The organism is Paraburkholderia sp. (assembly GCF_035656215.1).
Lineage (GTDB): Bacteria > Pseudomonadota > Gammaproteobacteria > Burkholderiales > Burkholderiaceae > Paraburkholderia.
The window spans coordinates 1-16,908 of record NZ_DASRSY010000018.1; the positions used below are offsets into that span (position 1 = coordinate 1).

Annotated in this window: 16 protein-coding genes and 1 rRNA gene; 6 read left to right on the forward strand and 11 right to left on the reverse strand. The window is 61.1% G+C overall.

Annotated features, from left to right (window positions below):
• A partial coding sequence (locus VFE81_RS01020; RefSeq protein ID WP_325042811.1) for an MFS transporter occupies positions 1–309 on the forward strand: 309 nt, incomplete at its 5' end.
• 25 nt (positions 310–334) lie between these two features.
• Here VFE81_RS01020 and yjfF read toward each other — a convergent pair.
• The 5 genes from yjfF to VFE81_RS01045 form a co-directional block, all read right to left on the reverse strand.
• Complete coding sequence (yjfF, locus tag VFE81_RS01025; RefSeq protein WP_325042812.1) at positions 335–1,438, reverse strand: galactofuranose ABC transporter, permease protein YjfF; 1,104 nt, start codon at positions 1,436–1,438, stop codon at positions 335–337.
• On the reverse strand, positions 1,435–2,466 hold the full coding sequence (locus VFE81_RS01030; protein WP_325042813.1) for an ABC transporter permease: 1,032 nt from the start codon (positions 2,464–2,466) through the stop codon (positions 1,435–1,437). Before VFE81_RS01030 ends, yjfF begins: the two co-directional genes overlap by 4 nt.
• Complete coding sequence (locus VFE81_RS01035) at positions 2,463–4,073, reverse strand: sugar ABC transporter ATP-binding protein (RefSeq protein ID WP_325042814.1); 1,611 nt, start codon at positions 4,071–4,073, stop codon at positions 2,463–2,465. Before VFE81_RS01035 ends, VFE81_RS01030 begins: the two co-directional genes overlap by 4 nt.
• A 223-nt stretch (positions 4,074–4,296) precedes the next feature.
• Entirely contained in the window at positions 4,297–5,283 is a 987-nt protein-coding gene (locus tag VFE81_RS01040; protein WP_325042815.1) for an ABC transporter substrate-binding protein, read from the reverse strand.
• 241 nt (positions 5,284–5,524) lie between these two features.
• A complete protein-coding gene (locus VFE81_RS01045) occupies positions 5,525–6,112 on the reverse strand; it encodes an alpha-ketoglutarate-dependent dioxygenase AlkB (RefSeq protein ID WP_325042816.1) in 588 nt (195 codons plus the stop codon).
• A 144-nt stretch (positions 6,113–6,256) separates the two neighbouring features.
• Between VFE81_RS01045 and VFE81_RS01050 the strand changes: the two genes are divergently transcribed.
• Entirely contained in the window at positions 6,257–6,841 is a 585-nt protein-coding gene (locus VFE81_RS01050) for a malonic semialdehyde reductase (protein ID WP_325042817.1), read from the forward strand.
• A 23-nt stretch (positions 6,842–6,864) separates the two neighbouring features.
• Here the strand turns inward: VFE81_RS01050 and VFE81_RS01055 are convergent, their stop codons facing one another.
• Positions 6,865–7,194 (reverse strand): hypothetical protein, encoded by a 330-nt coding sequence (locus VFE81_RS01055; RefSeq protein ID WP_325042818.1) that lies wholly within the window; start codon positions 7,192–7,194, stop codon positions 6,865–6,867.
• Between the two features lie 372 nt (positions 7,195–7,566).
• Here VFE81_RS01055 and VFE81_RS01060 point away from each other — a divergent pair, with 372 nt between their 5' ends.
• Positions 7,567–8,730: a metallophosphoesterase gene (locus VFE81_RS01060; protein ID WP_325042825.1), complete on the forward strand. Its 1,164-nt coding sequence runs from the start codon at positions 7,567–7,569 to the stop codon at positions 8,728–8,730.
• 133 nt (positions 8,731–8,863) lie between these two features.
• Here the strand turns inward: VFE81_RS01060 and VFE81_RS01065 are convergent, their stop codons facing one another.
• Positions 8,864–9,388 carry a hypothetical protein gene (locus VFE81_RS01065; protein WP_325042819.1) on the reverse strand — a complete coding sequence of 175 codons (525 nt, stop codon included), beginning with the start codon at positions 9,386–9,388 and terminating at the stop codon, positions 8,864–8,866.
• Positions 9,389–10,051: 663 nt separating this feature from the next.
• Between VFE81_RS01065 and VFE81_RS01070 the strand changes: the two genes are divergently transcribed.
• A complete protein-coding gene (locus VFE81_RS01070) occupies positions 10,052–10,759 on the forward strand; it encodes an MgtC/SapB family protein (protein ID WP_325042820.1) in 708 nt (235 codons plus the stop codon).
• Between the two features lie 162 nt (positions 10,760–10,921).
• Complete coding sequence (locus VFE81_RS01075) at positions 10,922–11,176, forward strand: GlsB/YeaQ/YmgE family stress response membrane protein (protein ID WP_007176844.1); 255 nt, start codon at positions 10,922–10,924, stop codon at positions 11,174–11,176.
• Positions 11,177–11,241: 65 nt separating this feature from the next.
• Here VFE81_RS01075 and VFE81_RS01080 read toward each other — a convergent pair whose 3' ends face one another.
• The 3 genes from VFE81_RS01080 to VFE81_RS01090 all read right to left on the reverse strand — a co-directional run bounded on the left by VFE81_RS01080 (position 11,242) and on the right by VFE81_RS01090 (position 15,501).
• Complete coding sequence (locus tag VFE81_RS01080) at positions 11,242–12,756, reverse strand: acetyl-CoA hydrolase/transferase family protein (RefSeq protein WP_325042821.1); 1,515 nt, start codon at positions 12,754–12,756, stop codon at positions 11,242–11,244.
• A 192-nt stretch (positions 12,757–12,948) separates the two neighbouring features.
• Entirely contained in the window at positions 12,949–13,164 is a 216-nt protein-coding gene (locus VFE81_RS01085; protein WP_325042822.1) for a hypothetical protein, read from the reverse strand.
• A 171-nt stretch (positions 13,165–13,335) separates the two neighbouring features.
• Positions 13,336–15,501 carry an FUSC family protein gene (locus VFE81_RS01090; RefSeq protein WP_325042823.1) on the reverse strand — a complete coding sequence of 722 codons (2,166 nt, stop codon included), beginning with the start codon at positions 15,499–15,501 and terminating at the stop codon, positions 13,336–13,338.
• 202 nt (positions 15,502–15,703) lie between these two features.
• Here VFE81_RS01090 and VFE81_RS01095 point away from each other — a divergent pair, with 202 nt between their 5' ends.
• Entirely contained in the window at positions 15,704–16,705 is a 1,002-nt protein-coding gene (locus tag VFE81_RS01095; RefSeq protein WP_325042824.1) for a LysR family transcriptional regulator, read from the forward strand.
• Between the two features lie 100 nt (positions 16,706–16,805).
• Here the strand turns inward: VFE81_RS01095 and rrf are convergent.
• Positions 16,806–16,908: ribosomal RNA gene (gene rrf / locus VFE81_RS01100) — 5S ribosomal RNA — on the reverse strand; the annotation flags it as partial.

The window sequence follows — 16,908 nt, forward strand, 5'->3', positions numbered from 1 at the left end:
CTTCCACTCGATAACTTCGCGATGCTCGTGCTCGGTTTTCCGCTCGGCTTCTGCGCGTCGGGCATTTTCTCGGGGATGGGCGCATTCCTCACCGAGTTGTTTCCAACACGCATTCGCGGCGCAGGCCAGGGGTTCTGCTACAACTTCGGGCGGGCGGTCGGCGCGACGTTTCCGTTCCTGATCGGCTACGTCTCGCAGACCATGACGCTCGGCCACGCAATCGGTGTATTCGCCGCCGCGGCATACGGTGTCGTGATCCTCGCCGCACTGACGTTGCCGGAAACGCGGGGACGAGAACTCCGCGCTTAAGTCGTAAGCCCACGCACGCGCGCTATCACGCCTGCTCCGGCGCACGTCCGATCGCATGTGAATCGGACGCCGCCGCTGCGTCACGCCGCCCGTGCTCATGCACGCGCCCTGGCGTCACGACAGCGCCGGTGCCACCCGGACGTCGCGCCGATTTTGCATGCCGCTCGATCAGCCGTTGCAGCAGGCAGAACGCGCACAGCAACGCCCCGATCACAATGCGGGTCCACCATGAACTGAGCGTGCCGTCGAAGGTAATCAACGTCTGGATCGTGCCTAGAATGCCGACGCCGAACAGCGAGCCGATCACATAGCCGACGCCACCCGTCAGCAAGGTTCCGCCGATTACCGTCGCCGCGATCGCATCGAGTTCCATACCCTGCCCTTGCAGGCCATAACCCGATAGCACATAGAACGTAAACACCGCACCGCCGAGCGCCGAACAGAACCCGCTCAGCGCGTACACGCCGATCCGCGTCCGCCCGACCGGCAAGCCCATCAGCAACGCCGAGCGTGGATTGCCACCAACCGCATACACGTTGCGTCCAAAGCGCGTGAAATGTGCGACATAGATCGCCGCGACAAGCGTGATCATTGCAATCAACACATTGGCGGTAACCGAACCCACGCCGATATCGAAGCGAAACGCGGAGATCTTCTGGAAGGTCGGATCGTTGATGGTGATCGACTGTGTCGTGATCAGAAAGCACAAGCCGCGTGCGAAAAACATGCCGGCCAGCGTGACGATGAACGCCTGCAAGCGGAAAAAGTGAATCAGCGCACCCTGTACTGCGCCGAACACCGCGCCCATTAGCAACACGATCGGCACGATCAGCCAGACCGACAGATGCATGTGTTCGGACAGCACCGCTTCGACGATAGTGGTCAGCGCCACCACCGAGCCCACCGACAGATCGATCCCGCCGGACACGATCACAAACGTCATACCGATTGCGACGATCAGCAGGAAAGCGTTGTCGACCAGCAGATCGAGCAGCACTTGCCACGAGAAAAAGCCGGTGTACATCACCGAGCCGAAACCGAACAGCGCGCAGAACAACAGGATGGTGACGGCGATCGGCAGCGTGCGCGGATCGACGATATGGGCCCAGGCGTCGAGGAGCCGTCTCATCGCGCCACCCCGCGCTGCGTGAAGAGCGACATGGCGAGCGCGCGCGCCGAGGGCGACTGGATCACACTCACCGCGAGTACCACGGCCGCCTTGACGACGAGCGTCGCTTCCGGCGGCACACCGATCGAATAGGTCGTGTAGGTGAGCGTCTGGATGATCAGTGCGCCCAGCACGGTGCCAGTGAGACTGAAGCGGCCGCCGAGCAGCGACGTGCCGCCGAGCGTCACCGCCAGAATCGCGTCAAGTTCGAGCAGCAGACCCGCGTTATTGCCATCGGCGCTGCGCACGTTCGAGCTGATGAGGATCCCCGCCATCGCGGCGGTCAATCCCGAGAATCCGTACACCGCGAATACCAATGCTTTTGAGCGCAGGCCGACGAGACGCGTCGCCACCGGATTGACGCCGATCGCACGAATGAAGAGCCCGAGCGCGGTGCCTTCGACGAGCGCCGCGGTGGCTAGTACGGCTACGCTCGCGATCCACACAGAGCACGGCACGCCAAGCCAGTAACCGCCGCCGACGAACAGATAGCCGGGTGCGCCGATTGGTATGATCTGCCCCGCCGTCAGCAATTGCGCAATGCCACGGCCGGCGACCATCAGGATCAACGTTGCGATGATCGGCTGCATGCCGACGAACGACACCAGCAGCCCGTTCCACATGCCGCTCAACACGCCGGCGATCAACGCCGCTATCAGGGCCTGCGCGATCAATCCAGCACTCGGTTCGGCTTGCGTTGTGAGTATCGTGGCCGCGGCGGCCCCGGCAATCGCCACTACCGCGCCAACCGAGATATCGATACCGCGTGTCGCGATCACAAGCGTCATGCCGGTAGCGACCAGCACCAGCGGCGCCGCGCGATTCAATACGTCGATCGGCGCGCCGAACAAGTGGCCGTCGAGCATCCGCAACGACAGGAAATGCGGATTCACCCAGAGGTTCAGGCCGCACAACAGCACCAGTGTGACGCACGGCCAGATCAACGGACGTTCCGCGCCATCGCGCACGAACCAGTTCGATAGCTTCATTCGCCGCTCCCCGCGATGAGTCGATAAATGTTGTCTTCGTTCGATGCTTTGCCGGCCACTTCAGCGATCTTGCGGCGGTCGCGCAGCACGGCCACGCGATGGCTGACGCGCAGCACCTCGCTGATCTCCGACGAAATGAACAGGATGCTCAGACCGTTCGCGCACAGCGCCAGCAAGCGGTCCATGATGTCGAACTTCGCGGCGACGTCGATGCCGCGCGTGGGTTCGTCGAGAATCAGCAGCTTGGGGTCAGTGGCGAGCCAGCGTGCGAGCAGCGCTTTCTGCTGATTGCCGCCGGAGAGCAGCCCGATTGGCTGTTCGGCGTCAGTCGCTTTGATGCCAAGACGCTCGATCCACATGTCCGCGATTTCATGCGCACGATTCCGTTTGATCTTTCGCCACCAGCCTCGCCGCGCCTGCAACGCCAGCAGAATGTTCTCGCGGATCGACAGTTCGGCGACGATGCCCTCTTTCTTGCGATCCTCCGCGCAGTAACCGATACCGTGACGCACTGCGTCCCGTGGCGAACGCAGCCGCACGGGCCGGCCATTGATCAGGATCGTGCCGCTGTCAGCGCGGTCCGCCCCGAACAACAGCCGCGCCGTCTCCGTGCGGCCAGAGCCCAGGAGACCGGCAAGGCCGAGGATTTGCCCCGGCTGCACGTCGAGGTCGATCGGCTGCAGTGTGCCGCGCCGTCCGACGCCACGCAGTTCGACGAACGGCTGAACAGCTTCCTTGCTCTGGGGCCCTTCGTGGGCAACGTGCCCTTCATGTGCCGCTTCGCGCAAGCGCGCGCTCATGCGCTCGTGACCGACCATCTTCGCGACCAGTTGGTCGGCCGGCAGATCCCGTGCGAGGTATTCTCCTTCGCGCTCGCCGTTACGCATCACCGTGATGCGATCGGAGATGGCGTAGGTTTGCTCGATAAAATGTGTGACAAACAGAATGGCGATGCCAGATTGCTTAAGATGTCGAAGTATTTTGAAAAGCTGCGCGACTTCGCTGTCATCGAGGCTGGAGGTCGGCTCGTCGAGGATCAGCACGCGTGCGTCGACCGAAAGCGCTCTGGCGATCGCCACCATCTGCTGCACAGCGATCGGATAGGCGTCGAGCGATCGGGTGACGTCGAGCGTCACGTCGAGACGAAGAAGCGCCGCCTGCGCGCGGCGCTTGATGTCGGGCCAATCGATCGCGCCGAAACGCTTGGGCTGCCGGCCCGCAAAGATGTTCTCCGCCACCGACAGGTTCGGGCATAGGTTCACTTCCTGGTACAGCGTGCGCACGCCAGCGGCCTCGGCCTCCTGCGGCGAAGCAAACGCCACGATCGCGCCACCCAGACGAATCGTGCCGGCGTCAGGCGCGACTACGCCCGTCAGCACATTGATCAGAGTGGATTTTCCGGCGCCGTTCTGCCCCATCAGGGTGTGAATCTCGCCGGGATACAGGCAGAAGTCGACTCGCTGTAGCGCTTTCACGCCCGGAAATGTCTTGCTGACACCGGCGGTGGCCAGAATAGGCTCGCGGGCATTCGAGGCGACGTCTAAGCAAGCGTCGCCTGTAATGACTTTCGTGGCCGGCGGATTGGGTTCCGATGCGGGATGCGTCATAGACCTCGCTCGAGCGACGCTGCGTGGGTCGGGTGGGTACAGGTGGGGCAAGTGGGACCCGGCCTGTTCGGCGGAAAAGAGACCGCCCGCTGCCGAAGCAGCAAGGCGGTCAGGCACCGCTGGAGAAACTCTGCTATCTGTCCGTACTTCGCTTGTGTCCTGCGTCTATCGTACGGATAGCTAATCAGTTAGCCATCCGTACTTTGCCCCGATACTGTCCACGTCAATACTTGCGCGTCGGCAGAGTCTGCGCCGCGACGCTCATCGGGAAGACCGTCTCTTCCGTCAGAATGCGCTTGGGCAGCGGCTTGCCGGCCACCACGTCCTTGACCGCCGACATCAGTTGCGGCCCCAGCAACGGGCTGCACTCCACATCGACATTCATTTTGCCTGCGGCCATTGCCTGGAAGCCGCCCTTGGTCGCATCGAACGAAACGACGGTGATGTCCTTGCCCGGATGCATGCCGGCCTCTTCCATCGCCTGGATGGCGCCAAGCGCCATATCGTCGTTATGCGCATAAACTACATTTATTTTATTTCCATAAGTTTTTATAAATGCTTCCATCACCTGCTTGCCACCGGCAAGCGTGAAGTCGCCGCTTTGCGATGCAATGATCTTGAATTTGGGATCGCTTTTGATCACTTCGATCAGGCCGGAATGCCGGTCGTTGGCAGGCGCCGAGCCGACCGTTCCCTGAAGTTCGGCGATGTTGATCGGACCCGGGTCGTTTTTATAGTGATCTGCGAGCCAATGACCGCCGCGCCGGCCCTCTTCCATGAAGTCCGAGCCGATCATCGTCACGTATAGAGACGTGTCCTTCACGTCGATATTGCGGTCGGTCAGGATCACTGGAATTTTTGCGGCTTTCGCTTCGCGCAGTACCGGCTCCCAGCCGGATTCGACGACCGGAGAGAACGCGATCACGTCGACTTTCTGCGCAATGTATGAGCGGATCGCCTTGATCTGGTTTTCCTGCTTTTGCTGGGCGTCGGAGAATTTGAGCTTGATCTTCGCGTCCGTCGCCGCGGACTTCACCGACTCGGTGTTGGCGGTTCGCCATGCGCTTTCCGCACCGACCTGCGCGAAACCAAGCGTGATCTGTTTGTCCTGCGCGTAAGCGCCCGGCGTTGTCAGCGCCAGCGCACCGATGCTCGAGCAAAGCGCGAGTGCGCCCAACGCACGACATGTGGCGCGTCGTGTATTCGCCATGACTGTCTCCTGATCGTTGTTGTGTAGGCGATCCATCGAACCCGCCCAGCGTTTGCGGCCCTCATGGTGCGTGGATCGTGCTGTAGCGTAGTGTCTGGGGCGTTAACCGTCCAATCACATGATTCGCGCAGGCGATACCAATTTCGGTATAGCAGGCGGTATCGGCTGTGGCATGGACGCGGGCAGTGCTGCGGGGCCGCTCGGGCATGGCGGCGCTGGAGCGTGGCGTGGGGGATGCTTTTTATGCGTGCGTCACCCAACGAAACGTCAGATTGATTCGCTCTCCGGCCACGCGCGGCTCCTTCGGCACGCGATGCCGCCAGTTAGCCTGCGTGTCGCCCCTCATCACCAGCAAGCTGCCGCCCTTCAGCGAAAACGACTGCACAACGCCGGTCCCGTTGTGCCGCAAGTCGAACGTGCGCGCGACGCCCAGGCTGATCGATGCAATCACTGGCTGGGCGCCAAGCTCCGGCTCGCGGTCCGCGTGCCACCCCATGCTGTCGGTGCCGCTACGGTATCGATTGATCAGCACGCTGTTAAAGTGCGCGTTGCAGGCTGCCTCCGCAGCGGTCCGCAGGCCGGCAACGGTAGGAGTCCACGATTGCGGCACGTTGCGAATTCCGGAGTAGACGTAGACCGCGTCCGGCTCGCCCTGCCAGGCAGTCAGCCGCGGCAACGGCACGCGGCCGGCAGGTGTGCCCATCATGTCCTGACGCCACTCCACTTCGTCGATGAGTTGCGTTAAAGCGCCCGCCGCGACCTCGGGCGTGAGCCACTCGGGATACCAGTCCACGTCGGGCGCTGGAAGGTCATCGAAAAGGTCCGCCATGAGATTGCCTGAATGCGATTGCGCACGCGATACGTGCGCGAGTGAGAACCTTGGCTATTATGGCGGCAACGACGACGACGCTCACGCTAGCGGCTTGCGCTGTCATCCGCTTTGTTCACCCCGCTACTTCAACGGACTACCACCATGACTCTTTCCGATCAGGCTCTCGACCAGCTCTTTCGCGAAGCGCGCACACATAACGGCTGGCAGACCAAACCGGTCGACGACGCCGTGCTCAAACAACTCACCGAGCTCGTGCTGCTCGGGCCGACCTCGGCCAATTCGAGCCCCGGCCGCTTCGTGTATGTGAAAACGCCCGAAGGCAAAGAGAAGCTGCGTCCGGCCCTATCGCCGGGCAATCTCGAGAAGACGATGGCGGCGCCGGTCACGGTAATCGTCGGCATGGACCTGGAGTTTTACGAGCATCTGCCGAAACTGTTTCCGCATGCCGACGCGCGCAGCTGGTTCGCCGGCAACAACAAGGCGATCGCGGATACGGCATTTCGCAATTCGACGCTGCAAGGCGGCTATCTGATTCTCGCAGCCCGTGCGCTCGGTCTGGACACGGGTGCGATGTCGGGGTTCGACGCAGCCAAAGTCGACGAGGCGTTCTTCGCCGGCACGACCGTGAAGTCGAACTTCCTGATCAATCTGGGCTACGGTGATCCGTCAAAGCTGTTCGCGCGCAGCCCGCGCTTCTCCTTCGACGAAGCCGCCCGGATCGTCTGACCGGTCTTTGGCCGCCGGTGCGTTTATCTGAAGAGCGCTACGTAAAACACCACTGCGCCGATCAACGCACCGATGAAGCAGAAGCCTTCGTCGGCGTCGTCGCCATTGGAACGCAACCACGCGCCGACGACGCCGAACAGTCCCGCGATGCCGAGCGCAACGCTTAGCATCACCACGTCGAATAACGCGTTTTTGCCCAGCTCGGAGAAGTCGATATCGCGCACGCCGAAGTACAAGGCGAGCGCCATCAACGATATGCCCACCAGCGGCAGCATGACGTGGCTGCCCTCTCGTCCGACGTGATGCCCATGAAGTGCGCCGCGTACGTGATTGCCTGATCCAAGCAGTTTCATGATGCGTCTCCTGCCTCGCCCTCAACCGACGATAAAACGAACCATCACCGGGCCGCGATGGCCCTGAGACAAGCCCGTTCTATTTGAGAATAGTCTACGCGCGACACAATTCAAAGCCCATTTAATTAGCGTGCGGCAGCTGTTCAGACAGGCGGTGCGTGATCAGCTAAATTGCTGCGGTGCGACACCTGCCTGCCGCGTCAAACGTGAACGTGTTCGGCCGCCCCTTGGGAGCAAATACGGTGCCGTCGGCAAGGGGTTGCACATCTCGGTAGAATGATCCGGCTCGTCCGCTTTTTTTTCATGGTCGCGGTTGGCGAGCCGCCGCCGATCTTCCGCTCGTATCGGCCCCTTCCCGCCTCTATCCTCTCTATGCGCCGCTCATCGTTTCTTGTTCGAATCATTCTGATTGGCATCCTGCTGCATATCTACGTCGGATTTCGGTTGATTCCCGACATGCCGGTCAGTGCCACGGGCCGTTGGCTGTGCGGGTTGTGGCTGGTGCTGTCGATCTTTCTGATACCGCTCGGCATGCTGGCGCGCACCATCAAACAACAGCCGCTCGGCGACCGGCTCGCCTGGGTGGGCTTGCTGGCGATGGGGTTCTTCTCATCGTTACTGGTTCTGACATTCGCGCGTGACCTGGCTCTCGCGTCGCTGCTCACCGTCGATGCAATCTGGCCAAACACGATTGCAATCGCGCACTGGCGCATCGGCACGGCAGCAGCGGTGCCGTTGCTTGCGTTGCTCTCGACACTCGTCGGTCTGTTCAACGCACGGCGCCGCGCCAGGGTAGTAACGATCGAAGTGCCGATCGACGATTTGCCGGCAGCACTCGACGGCTTCACGATCGTTCAGATCAGCGATATCCACGTCGGTCCGACCATCAAAGGCCGTTATGTGGACGCGATCGTCGACGCGGTGAATCGTCTGAAGCCGGATCTGATTGCCGTTACCGGCGACGTGGTCGACGGCAGCGTGCCGCAACTGACCAAACACACGCAACCCCTGTCGCGACTCAGTGCGCGTCACGGCGCGTTCCTTGTGACCGGCAACCACGAGTATTACGCCGGCGCGAACGCCTGGATCGACGAATTCCGGCGCTTGGGGCTGACCGTTCTGCTTAATGAGCATGTGATCGTGGAACACGACGGCGCGCGTGCCGTGATCGCCGGAGTGACTGATTACTCGGCAGGCCATCATGACCCGTTGCACCGCAGCGACCCGGTGGCGGCTCTCGCCGGCGCGCCGGGCGACGTGTTGATCAAAGTACTGCTCGCGCACCAGCCGCGCTCTGCCGAAGCAGCCGCGGCAGCCGGTTTCACGCTGCAGCTATCCGGCCACACGCACGGTGGCCAGTTTTTCCCGTGGAATTTCTTTGTGCGTTTCCAGCAGCCGTTCACGGCCGGTCTCGCACGGCTGAACGGCCTGTGGGTCTACACGAGTCGCGGCACCGGCTATTGGGGACCGCCGAAGCGCCTGGGGGCGCCCTCTGAGATCACGCGACTGCGCCTCGTGCCCGGCGAGCCCGACTGAAGCGCCGAACCCGACGCCCAGGCATCAAGTATCACTGCGCGGAAGTCATACTGGATCGCGCAGAAAAAAAACGCGGACATCCGCAAAGGACATCCGCGCTCCGGCGCTCGCGCGCCACTTCAGCTAATCTGGGTTACTGCGCGGGCGCCACAGCCACGCTGACCTGCGGTGCGTACGCCACCGACACTTGCATACCCGGCGTCACGCCGGCGACCTTTGCCGGCTCGCGCCCCTGGATATGAAACACTGCGCCATTCGGGCCTTTCAAAGCCATGATGCCGGACGCGTGGTCGATGGTCTGAACTTCGGCGGTCAGGTTCTGCGCAGTGTTCTGCTCTACCGGTTGAGCAGCCGTGCCGTGGCCGTCGGCACCACGCGTAACGCTGATCATGGCGGTGCGCATCATGCGGATGTGGACTTTGCCACCCTGCTTGATCTGCGCCAGGTTGCTCGTATCGGTGATATTGAACGAAGCTTCGCCGCCCTGTGCGTCCAGCACGGTCACCGAATGCTTAGCCTGGTCGACCGACTTCACGACACCATCTGCCTGCAGCGTGCTGCTGCCTTCAAACGGCGCCGGCAAACCAGCGGCGAACGACACGAGCGGAGCAGCGGCAATCAATGCACCGGCAATGATGCCAAGAGCTTTATCTTTCATACTTTCCTCAATTGGGATGAACAGCGGAAAAGAGACGATGTCGTGCGGATCAGATACGCCTGGCTTGGCGCAAGGACAACCGAAAAATTTCTGGACAAAACCGTGAGAGTGAAGCGCCGATTGAGAGCCAAAAATTCACGACGTGTTTCGAAGTGTGCAAACAGTGTGTTTTCCGGGATGGATAGCGTCAATATTCGGAGTCCGTATTTATGCGGGGAAAATTCTGAGCTTATCGTGGAAAATTCCGCTGGCATCTCACAACTCGTTTCACCGCTCTGCTTTATCCCAGCTTGACTTAACTTTGCAGAGCTGCCTAAAATTCGCCCAATTCATTTAACCGGAATCACGATCTTGGACAGTAGCTGTAGTACCAGTCGAGCTTCGATTCGCCCGATCGCCTGATCGGCAAGATTTCCGCGCCAGCCTTTGCCTGTCGCCGTCTTGCCTTCGGGCCCGACGGTGCACGTCGTTTATACCCTCGTACTGCCAGTGGAGCGCTGCATGGCTCGATGCCTTGCCGATACTCCATGACTTTTAGCGCGCGAGCCTTAGCTCGCTTGCCTCGTCACGGCTGACCACAACCACGTTCCACGTTTGGATTACGTGCGGCTGTCATGCGTAAGGTTCACACTGTGCGAACACGCGCCTCAACCTTTCTTACCAATGACAATTGAATTCGTCTGGCGGCTCTTTGCCGCCTTTAGCTGCGGCGTCGCGATCGGCCTCGAACGGCAGATGCGCCAGCGCAACGCCGGCCTGCGTACCATCACACTGGTCGCCAGCGGCGCGTGCCTGTTCGTCACGCTCGGCGTGCTGACCGGCAACGGCACAGCCGGCATCACGCAGATTGCCGCGTATGTCGTATCCGGCGTCGGTTTTCTCGGCGGCGGGGTGATCATGCGCGACAAGGGCTCCATTCAGGGGATCAACACCGCCGCGACCTTATGGTGCTCGGCGGCGGTCGGCGTATTGTGCGGTGCGGGTCACTACGGACCGGCGCTCGCAGGCACCGCGGTCGTACTGCTGACCAATACCGTGCTGCGTGAAGTGAGCCGTACTATCAACGCGACGCCCGTTTCGAACGCCGATCTGGTGCGGGAGTATGTGCTGACGATCGTATGCCGGGAGGCTGATGAGATTCACATTCGTACCGTGGTATCCAACTCGATGTATTCGGCGCCGCTGTCCTTCCAGAGCCTGACGAGCGAAGACGTCGAAGGCGATGCCGGACGCATCCGCGTTACGGCAACATTAAAGCTGCATCCGAAAGATCAGTCGAAGCTCGAACAGATGGCGAGCCGCATCAGTATGGAAAAGAGCGTATCGAGCGTCAGCTGGACGGCCAGAGAAGCGGAGCCGACGCCGGAGTGACTCAACATGTGTAAGCTCCCCATATTTGCGCGCATCGTCTACACTTAGCCTGCAATAGATTTAGACAATGTTAATTCCCCGTCCTGAATATGGACTGTCCCATAACCTTCGACTAAGCTCTGTCACCGTGAATTTTTCACACTCAACTATGGAGTCTCGATTATGGAACACGGCATCATTGCATGGCTCATCATCGGCGCGATCGCCGGCTGGCTGGCTGGCGTGCTCGTCAAGGGCGGCGGCTTTGGCCTGATCGTCGACATCATTGTCGGGATTGTCGGCGCGTTCATCGGCGGCTGGCTTGCCGGTGTGTTGCACATTTCGCTCGGCGGCGGCTGGATCGGTTCGATCATCACCGCTGTGATCGGCGCCGTCATTCTGCTGTTTCTTATCCGGCTCATCCGACGCGGTACCTGAGCGTTGCACCTGATGTCTTACGGCGTCAGGGGCGAATGCCACCTGACGCCGGCTTTACCTGGTGTTTAGAGAAGCCCCTCTACTGCCGGCAACATCGAGCCGATGTCACGCAGCCGCGTATGCCAGGCGAAAGCCTGGTCCAACCGATGCGGCGTTTGCCCACCCCATTGCAAGGAGTCCCGATAGTAGTCGCGAAGCAGATCGCGATAGAGCGGGTGCACGCACTTCTCAATGATCAGCGTAGCGCGTTCTCTCGGCGCCAGTCCGCGTAGATCCGCGAGGCCCTGTTCCGTCACGACTACGTCCACATCGTGTTCATTGTGATCGCAGTGTGGGACCATGGGCACGACACTCGAAATGCGGCCGCCCTTCGCCATCGACTTCGTCGCAAAGATCGCGCATGACGCATTGCGCGCGAAATCGCCCGAGCCGCCAATGCCGTTCATCATGTGTGTGCCGCCCACGTGCGTGGAATTCACGTTGCCGTAAATGTCGAACTCCAATGCGGTATTCAGCGCGATCAGACCGAGCCGGCGAATCACTTCGGGATGGTTGCTGACTTCTTGCGGACGCAGCACCAGGCGATCGCGATAGCGCTCGAGTTCGCCGAATACTTGCGCCTGACGCGCGGCCGACAACGTGATCGACGCACCCGAGGCGAACGTCACCTTGCCGGCATCCATCAGGTCGAAGGTCGAATCCTGAAGCACTTCTGAATAAATTTCGAAGGCCTCGAAAGGCGAATCGACAAAGCCGGCCAGCACCGCATTGGCAATCGTGCCGATGCCCGCCTGTAATGGCGGCAAGTGCCGGGGCATGCGCCCCCGCGACACTTCGTGCTGGAAAAACTCTATCAAATGGCGCGCGATCAGTTCAGTTTCCGCATCCGCGGGCAGTACCGTGGACGGGCTGTCCGCCTTGTCGGTGATTACAATCGCAGCGATTTTCTCGAGCGGGATCTCGATGGCTTGCGTGCCGACGCGGTCTTTCGGACGCACGATCGGCAGCGGTTCGCGGTTCGGTCTGCGGCCCGGAATCCAGATGTCGTGCAGCCCCTCCAAAGCAAGCGGCTGGGCAAGATTAATTTCAACGATGACCTTGTCGGCGAGGATCGCGAAGCTGGCCGAGTTGCCGACCGACGTGGTCGGCACAATACCGCCGGTCTCAGTGATCGCGGCAGCTTCGATAATGGCGATATCGAGTTTGCCGAGCTGATTTGCGCGCAGCATCTCGACCGTTTCGGACAGGTGCTGATCGACGAACATCACTTCGCCGCGGTTGATTGCATCGCGAAGAGTCTTATCCACTTGAAACGGCAAACGGCGCGCCAACACATGCGCCTCGGTAAGCATGCGGTCCACGTCATGACCGAGCGATGCCCCGGTCATCAACGTGATTTTTAGCGGCTTGCCTTCCTGACGGACCCGCTCGGCAAGTGCGACAGGGACAGCTTTGGCGTCGCCCGCGCGCGTAAAGCCGCTAGCGCCGACGCGCATGCCGTCGTGAATCAGAAGCGCCGCCTCGGCGGCTGAAGTGATCTTTCCGCGCAGCGTGGCACAACGAATCCTGTCTTGGTACATGAAACTGAGTCTCTCCATAGTCAACCGCCCAGTCTACTGGTGCGCACGTCTGCGGTGTGCTTCGCTCAGTAGCCAGATTGTCGCACCAGCCGCGACGTCTCGATGGGACGGCGTCGCGGCCAGGCGTTTCGTCGCGTGCAAAAGTCCCGCGACGGGTCTTACAGGTACGGCAGAAGTTACGCGTGGCGTTGTTTAGCTGCCGAAGTAGATATTGCAGAAGCTCACAGGCCCGACGCACTCTTCAGTTTTGGCCTTCGGTACAGCGATGCGGTTTTGCGCGGCGACGCTATCGGCGCGCGCTGCACTCGCTTGCGCGACCTGTTGTTCCTGGGCGCCCGGCGCCGTTTGTGCGTGAGCGACAGCAGCGGACAAAGAGCAGGCAATCAGGGCAACCTTCAACACATTCATTTCGTTCTCCAGTACTTACGGTTCCGCTCCGTAGGAAGTCCCCGTGGGGGACTGCGGGGGCAGTGATGAAACTATATGACTGCCACCTACGCAGATAAACAGGGCTGGACGGAAGTGATCTTTCCATTTGGCAGAAGGATCGAGGCACACACTCGATCGAACGCGCATGGGTCAACGCGCATTGAAAGGCGCGTCTTTGTCGAGCAACGCTGTGCGGATGAAGTGCAGACAGCTCCGGATGCGCTGCAGGTCGCGCCGCTTGTCGCGGTCGGGATGGACGGCTTCCAGTACGTCCTGCGCGATCCACGTGGCCGAGCGCACGGATATAAGCGCTCGCTCGAGGCCACGCGCGTCAGGCCGCGCGAAAAGCCGCGCGAGGTCGCCACAAGTCTGCGTGAGGCTGCTACTCCAGCGCGAATGAAGGGCTTGCGCATAGCCGGCACGTGCCGCTTCATTGCGCAGATCGATCACGGCATGCCCTACTTCGAGGGTGGCGAGCGTCCAACGCAAGGCATCACGGCGGCGTCGGGAACGCCGCGTCAACAGCATGCGCAACTGCGAGGTCAGATCGTGTGTACTCGACTGAAAGCGCTGATTTAGTCCGGGCAATTCCTCTTTGCAAGCAGACACGACTTGCGCGCGCAAATCACCTTTGATTCTCTCGGTGAGCCACGGCATATTCGCGGGAAGAACCACCGCGAAAACGATCGCCGCCAGCAAAAGCGATGCCGTAATCGCTATGCCATTGTTAATCAGCAGACCGGGCGCATACGTGACGACGTTGTCCGGTCCGGCGAGCAGGCAGAAGAACACCGAAAAACCGATGCCATACCCTGCAGAGAGCTTGCGTGACGCGATGAAGGCGCCGAGTGCAAGCACCGGGGCGAGCATCGCGCAAAGCAGCGGGAAGCCGTCGATGTTCGGATACACGTAGCACGAGAAAAGGTAGCCGGCCGTGGTCGCCAGCACGGCGCCGACTGCCATCTGAACGGCCATTTTCGATGCGTTCGGTGCGGTCGACGTCAACGCACAGACCAGCGCCGCGCCGATCACGGCCAGACCACCGCTGGGCCAGTCGGTGGCGATCCAGAACCAGCCGACGATCGCCATGACCGCCGCCGACCTGGCAAAGGTGAACGCGACCACAAAGCCGTTCGTCTTGCTCACGTAGCGGCCGGCGGTGCGCTGCTGGACTCCCGGCTTGCGCCGCGCCAAAGACGCGTAAGTCTCGGAGTAACGGATCCATTCGCCGACAAATCGATATAGCAGTTCTACGGCCGTATCGAAGTCCGCTAGCGAGTCAGCGGGAGCGGCTGCCAGCGGCCGTCTCGTTTCGCGCACGCGCCTTGGCAAGCTCGCCTGAAAGAGCCGTAAACCGGCGGCCACGCGCGATGCATCGGCATTGGCGTCGTGGGTTGACGCCAGCAGCGCCGACAGTTCGCGGAAGTACGGCGTGATGGCGTCGACCATCTGGCTCGGACCGCTCACGCGCAGCCGTTTGAGCAACTGATGCAGCGCATGCAGCCGCGCGCATGCATCCATGAATTCGCCGTTCAGACGGCCGAGATGCTGGCTGCGCGAACGCATGGTCGGATCTTCGAAGGCAGCAAATGTTCGTGTGGCTTCGAAGCCGACGATCTCATCGACGAGGTCCGCAAAGTGCCGTTCGAACTGACCACGCTCGATTCCGCGACCCAACACGTCGGCGGCGAACGCAGTAAAATTTGTATATCGAATCTGGAGCGCGCGCCGCAACGCAAGGCTGGAACGCTGCGGCACGATCAGCGCGCTGACCGCGCTCGAGCACACAATGCCGACCGCCACCTCCGCGGCACGCGTGAGCGCCGCCAGAAACAGGTCGTGAGGCGCCGTGACGTTCGGAATACCGATCAGCGCGGCGGTATAACCTGCCAGCACAAAACCGTACCATCTGAAATGCCGATACCGGACCGCTGCCGCGATACAGGCGCTTACCCAGCCGATCATGCTGAGCATGTACAACTCGGGCTGCTGGACGAACAGCGCGCCGAGCACCAGGGCCGCGACCATACCCATCGCGGTTCCGAGAATCCGGTAGAAACTCTTGGCGAGCACCATGCCGCTGAACGGCTGCATCAGCACGAACACCGTGGTCATCGCGATTCGCGGCTGCTGGAGATCCAGCACCATTGCAAAACCCAGCGCCAGCAGGCCCGCAGTGACCGTTTTCAGCAGATGCAGCCAGATCAGACCGTCGCTATTCGCCCAGTCGCGGACGGCCGGACCGAGCGTCGGCACCATGACGTTCCACTGTCGGCGGGAATCCGCCGTCGGCTTGATCGCAAGTTGGCGTTTCATGAGGAGGCAACGCGTCCCGGTTTGTCGCTGAAAGAAGCACCGGTGATGAACGCTGCGCACACCGGCAGGCAAGGCGCCGATTGTAGGAGCATGCGCTGCCCGCATTAATGGGACGGGCGCGGAACGTCCCTTCCAGAACGAACAACAATGAGCTAGCGAGACAGGCGGACAATACGGCCTCTGCCGTGAAATAGAAGGATCGATGGATACGCTACAAAATATGCGAGTGTTCGTGCGCGTGGTCGAAGCCGGTAGTTTTACCGCCGCCGCGCAGTCGCTCAATTCGACGACCGGTGCGATGTCCCGCGCGGTCTCGGAACTCGAAGCTCATCTGCGTACGCGCTTGCTGAACCGGTCGACGCGGCGACTCGCGCTCACCACGGCAGGCGAGCGTTACCTGAAGCGATCTCAGCAGATCCTTGCAGATGTCGATACAGCGGAAGAAGAAGCAAGTTGCGCGCACGAACGCCCGAGCGGCGCGTTGCGCATGCATAGCTTTGCCAGCATCGGCCAGCATTACGTGTTGCCGGCCATCTCGCGCTATCGCGCGCTTTATCCCGAAGTGACCGTCGAGCTGACGTTGTCGCAGCGCATGCCCGACCTGTTCGAAGGCAGCGCCGACGTCGCGGTGATCACCGCCTCGACTCTGCCGAATTCCGACCTCGTGTCGCTCCCGCTTGGTACAACTTTCAGCATCCTGTGCGCTTCGCCTGCTTACGTGCGCGCTCATGGCGCGCCGCAACAGCCCGGCGATCTGACGCATCACGAGTGTCTGATCTTGCACACACCAGCATTTCCGCCACACGAATGGGTCCTCGACGGCCCGAACGGCAGCGAGATGATGGAAGTGAACGGTCCTGTGCACGTGAACATCGCGGAATCGTTGATCGTCGCGATTCACGAGGGAATGGGCATTGGCATGGTACCGCTGTACGCGGCGATCGCCGGATTACGTGACGGGACGTTAATCCGCGTGCTGCCCGAATATACCCTGCAGAAGACGAATGTTTATGCGCTGTATCCCTCACGCAAGTTCATCGATGCGAAGACGCGGACATGGGTCGAGTTCTTACGTACCCATCTGCCGAAGGTGATTGCACGCGATGAAGCGTTACTTGCGGAAGTCGGCCAGATGTATGCAACCGATGACGCCGCACCTGCGGGAGTGGCCAGCATGGGGGACGGAGACGTCACTGCACACTGATGCAGATTTGAAGACGAAGCCCCGTTCCGAGCCACTTTCTGTGCGCCGTAAACGCAGAAACCCCACCTTTGTGGGATGGGGTTTCTGGTCTTGCAGGGGAGCCTGACGATTACCTACTTTCACACGGGAATCCGCACTATCATCGGCGTGGAGTCGTTTCACGGTCCTGTTCGGGATGGGAAGGGGTGGGACCGACTCGCTAT

Excerpts from the sequence above, each read along its gene's own strand:
- VFE81_RS01050 (WP_325042817.1), top strand. The coding sequence starts at position 6,257 with ATGACTCTTTCCGATCAGGCTCTCGACCAGCTCTTTCGCGAAGCGCGC.
- VFE81_RS01090 (WP_325042823.1), bottom strand. The coding sequence starts at position 15,501 with ATGAAACGCCAACTTGCGATCAAGCCGACGGCGGATTCCCGCCGACAG.
- VFE81_RS01045 (WP_325042816.1), bottom strand. The coding sequence starts at position 6,112 with ATGGCGGACCTTTTCGATGACCTTCCAGCGCCCGACGTGGACTGGTAT.
- VFE81_RS01095 (WP_325042824.1), top strand. The coding sequence starts at position 15,704 with ATGGATACGCTACAAAATATGCGAGTGTTCGTGCGCGTGGTCGAAGCC.
- VFE81_RS01040 (WP_325042815.1), bottom strand. The coding sequence starts at position 5,283 with ATGGCGAATACACGACGCGCCACATGTCGTGCGTTGGGCGCACTCGCG.
- VFE81_RS01055 (WP_325042818.1), bottom strand. The coding sequence starts at position 7,194 with ATGAAACTGCTTGGATCAGGCAATCACGTACGCGGCGCACTTCATGGG.
- VFE81_RS01030 (WP_325042813.1), bottom strand. The coding sequence starts at position 2,466 with ATGAAGCTATCGAACTGGTTCGTGCGCGATGGCGCGGAACGTCCGTTG.
- VFE81_RS01080 (WP_325042821.1), bottom strand. The coding sequence starts at position 12,756 with ATGTACCAAGACAGGATTCGTTGTGCCACGCTGCGCGGAAAGATCACT.
- VFE81_RS01070 (WP_325042820.1), top strand. The coding sequence starts at position 10,052 with ATGACAATTGAATTCGTCTGGCGGCTCTTTGCCGCCTTTAGCTGCGGC.
- VFE81_RS01060 (WP_325042825.1), top strand. The coding sequence starts at position 7,567 with ATGCGCCGCTCATCGTTTCTTGTTCGAATCATTCTGATTGGCATCCTG.
- VFE81_RS01035 (WP_325042814.1), bottom strand. The coding sequence starts at position 4,073 with ATGACGCATCCCGCATCGGAACCCAATCCGCCGGCCACGAAAGTCATT.
- VFE81_RS01065 (WP_325042819.1), bottom strand. The coding sequence starts at position 9,388 with ATGAAAGATAAAGCTCTTGGCATCATTGCCGGTGCATTGATTGCCGCT.
- VFE81_RS01075 (WP_007176844.1), top strand. The coding sequence starts at position 10,922 with ATGGAACACGGCATCATTGCATGGCTCATCATCGGCGCGATCGCCGGC.
- yjfF (WP_325042812.1), bottom strand. The coding sequence starts at position 1,438 with ATGAGACGGCTCCTCGACGCCTGGGCCCATATCGTCGATCCGCGCACG.
- VFE81_RS01085 (WP_325042822.1), bottom strand. The coding sequence starts at position 13,164 with ATGAATGTGTTGAAGGTTGCCCTGATTGCCTGCTCTTTGTCCGCTGCT.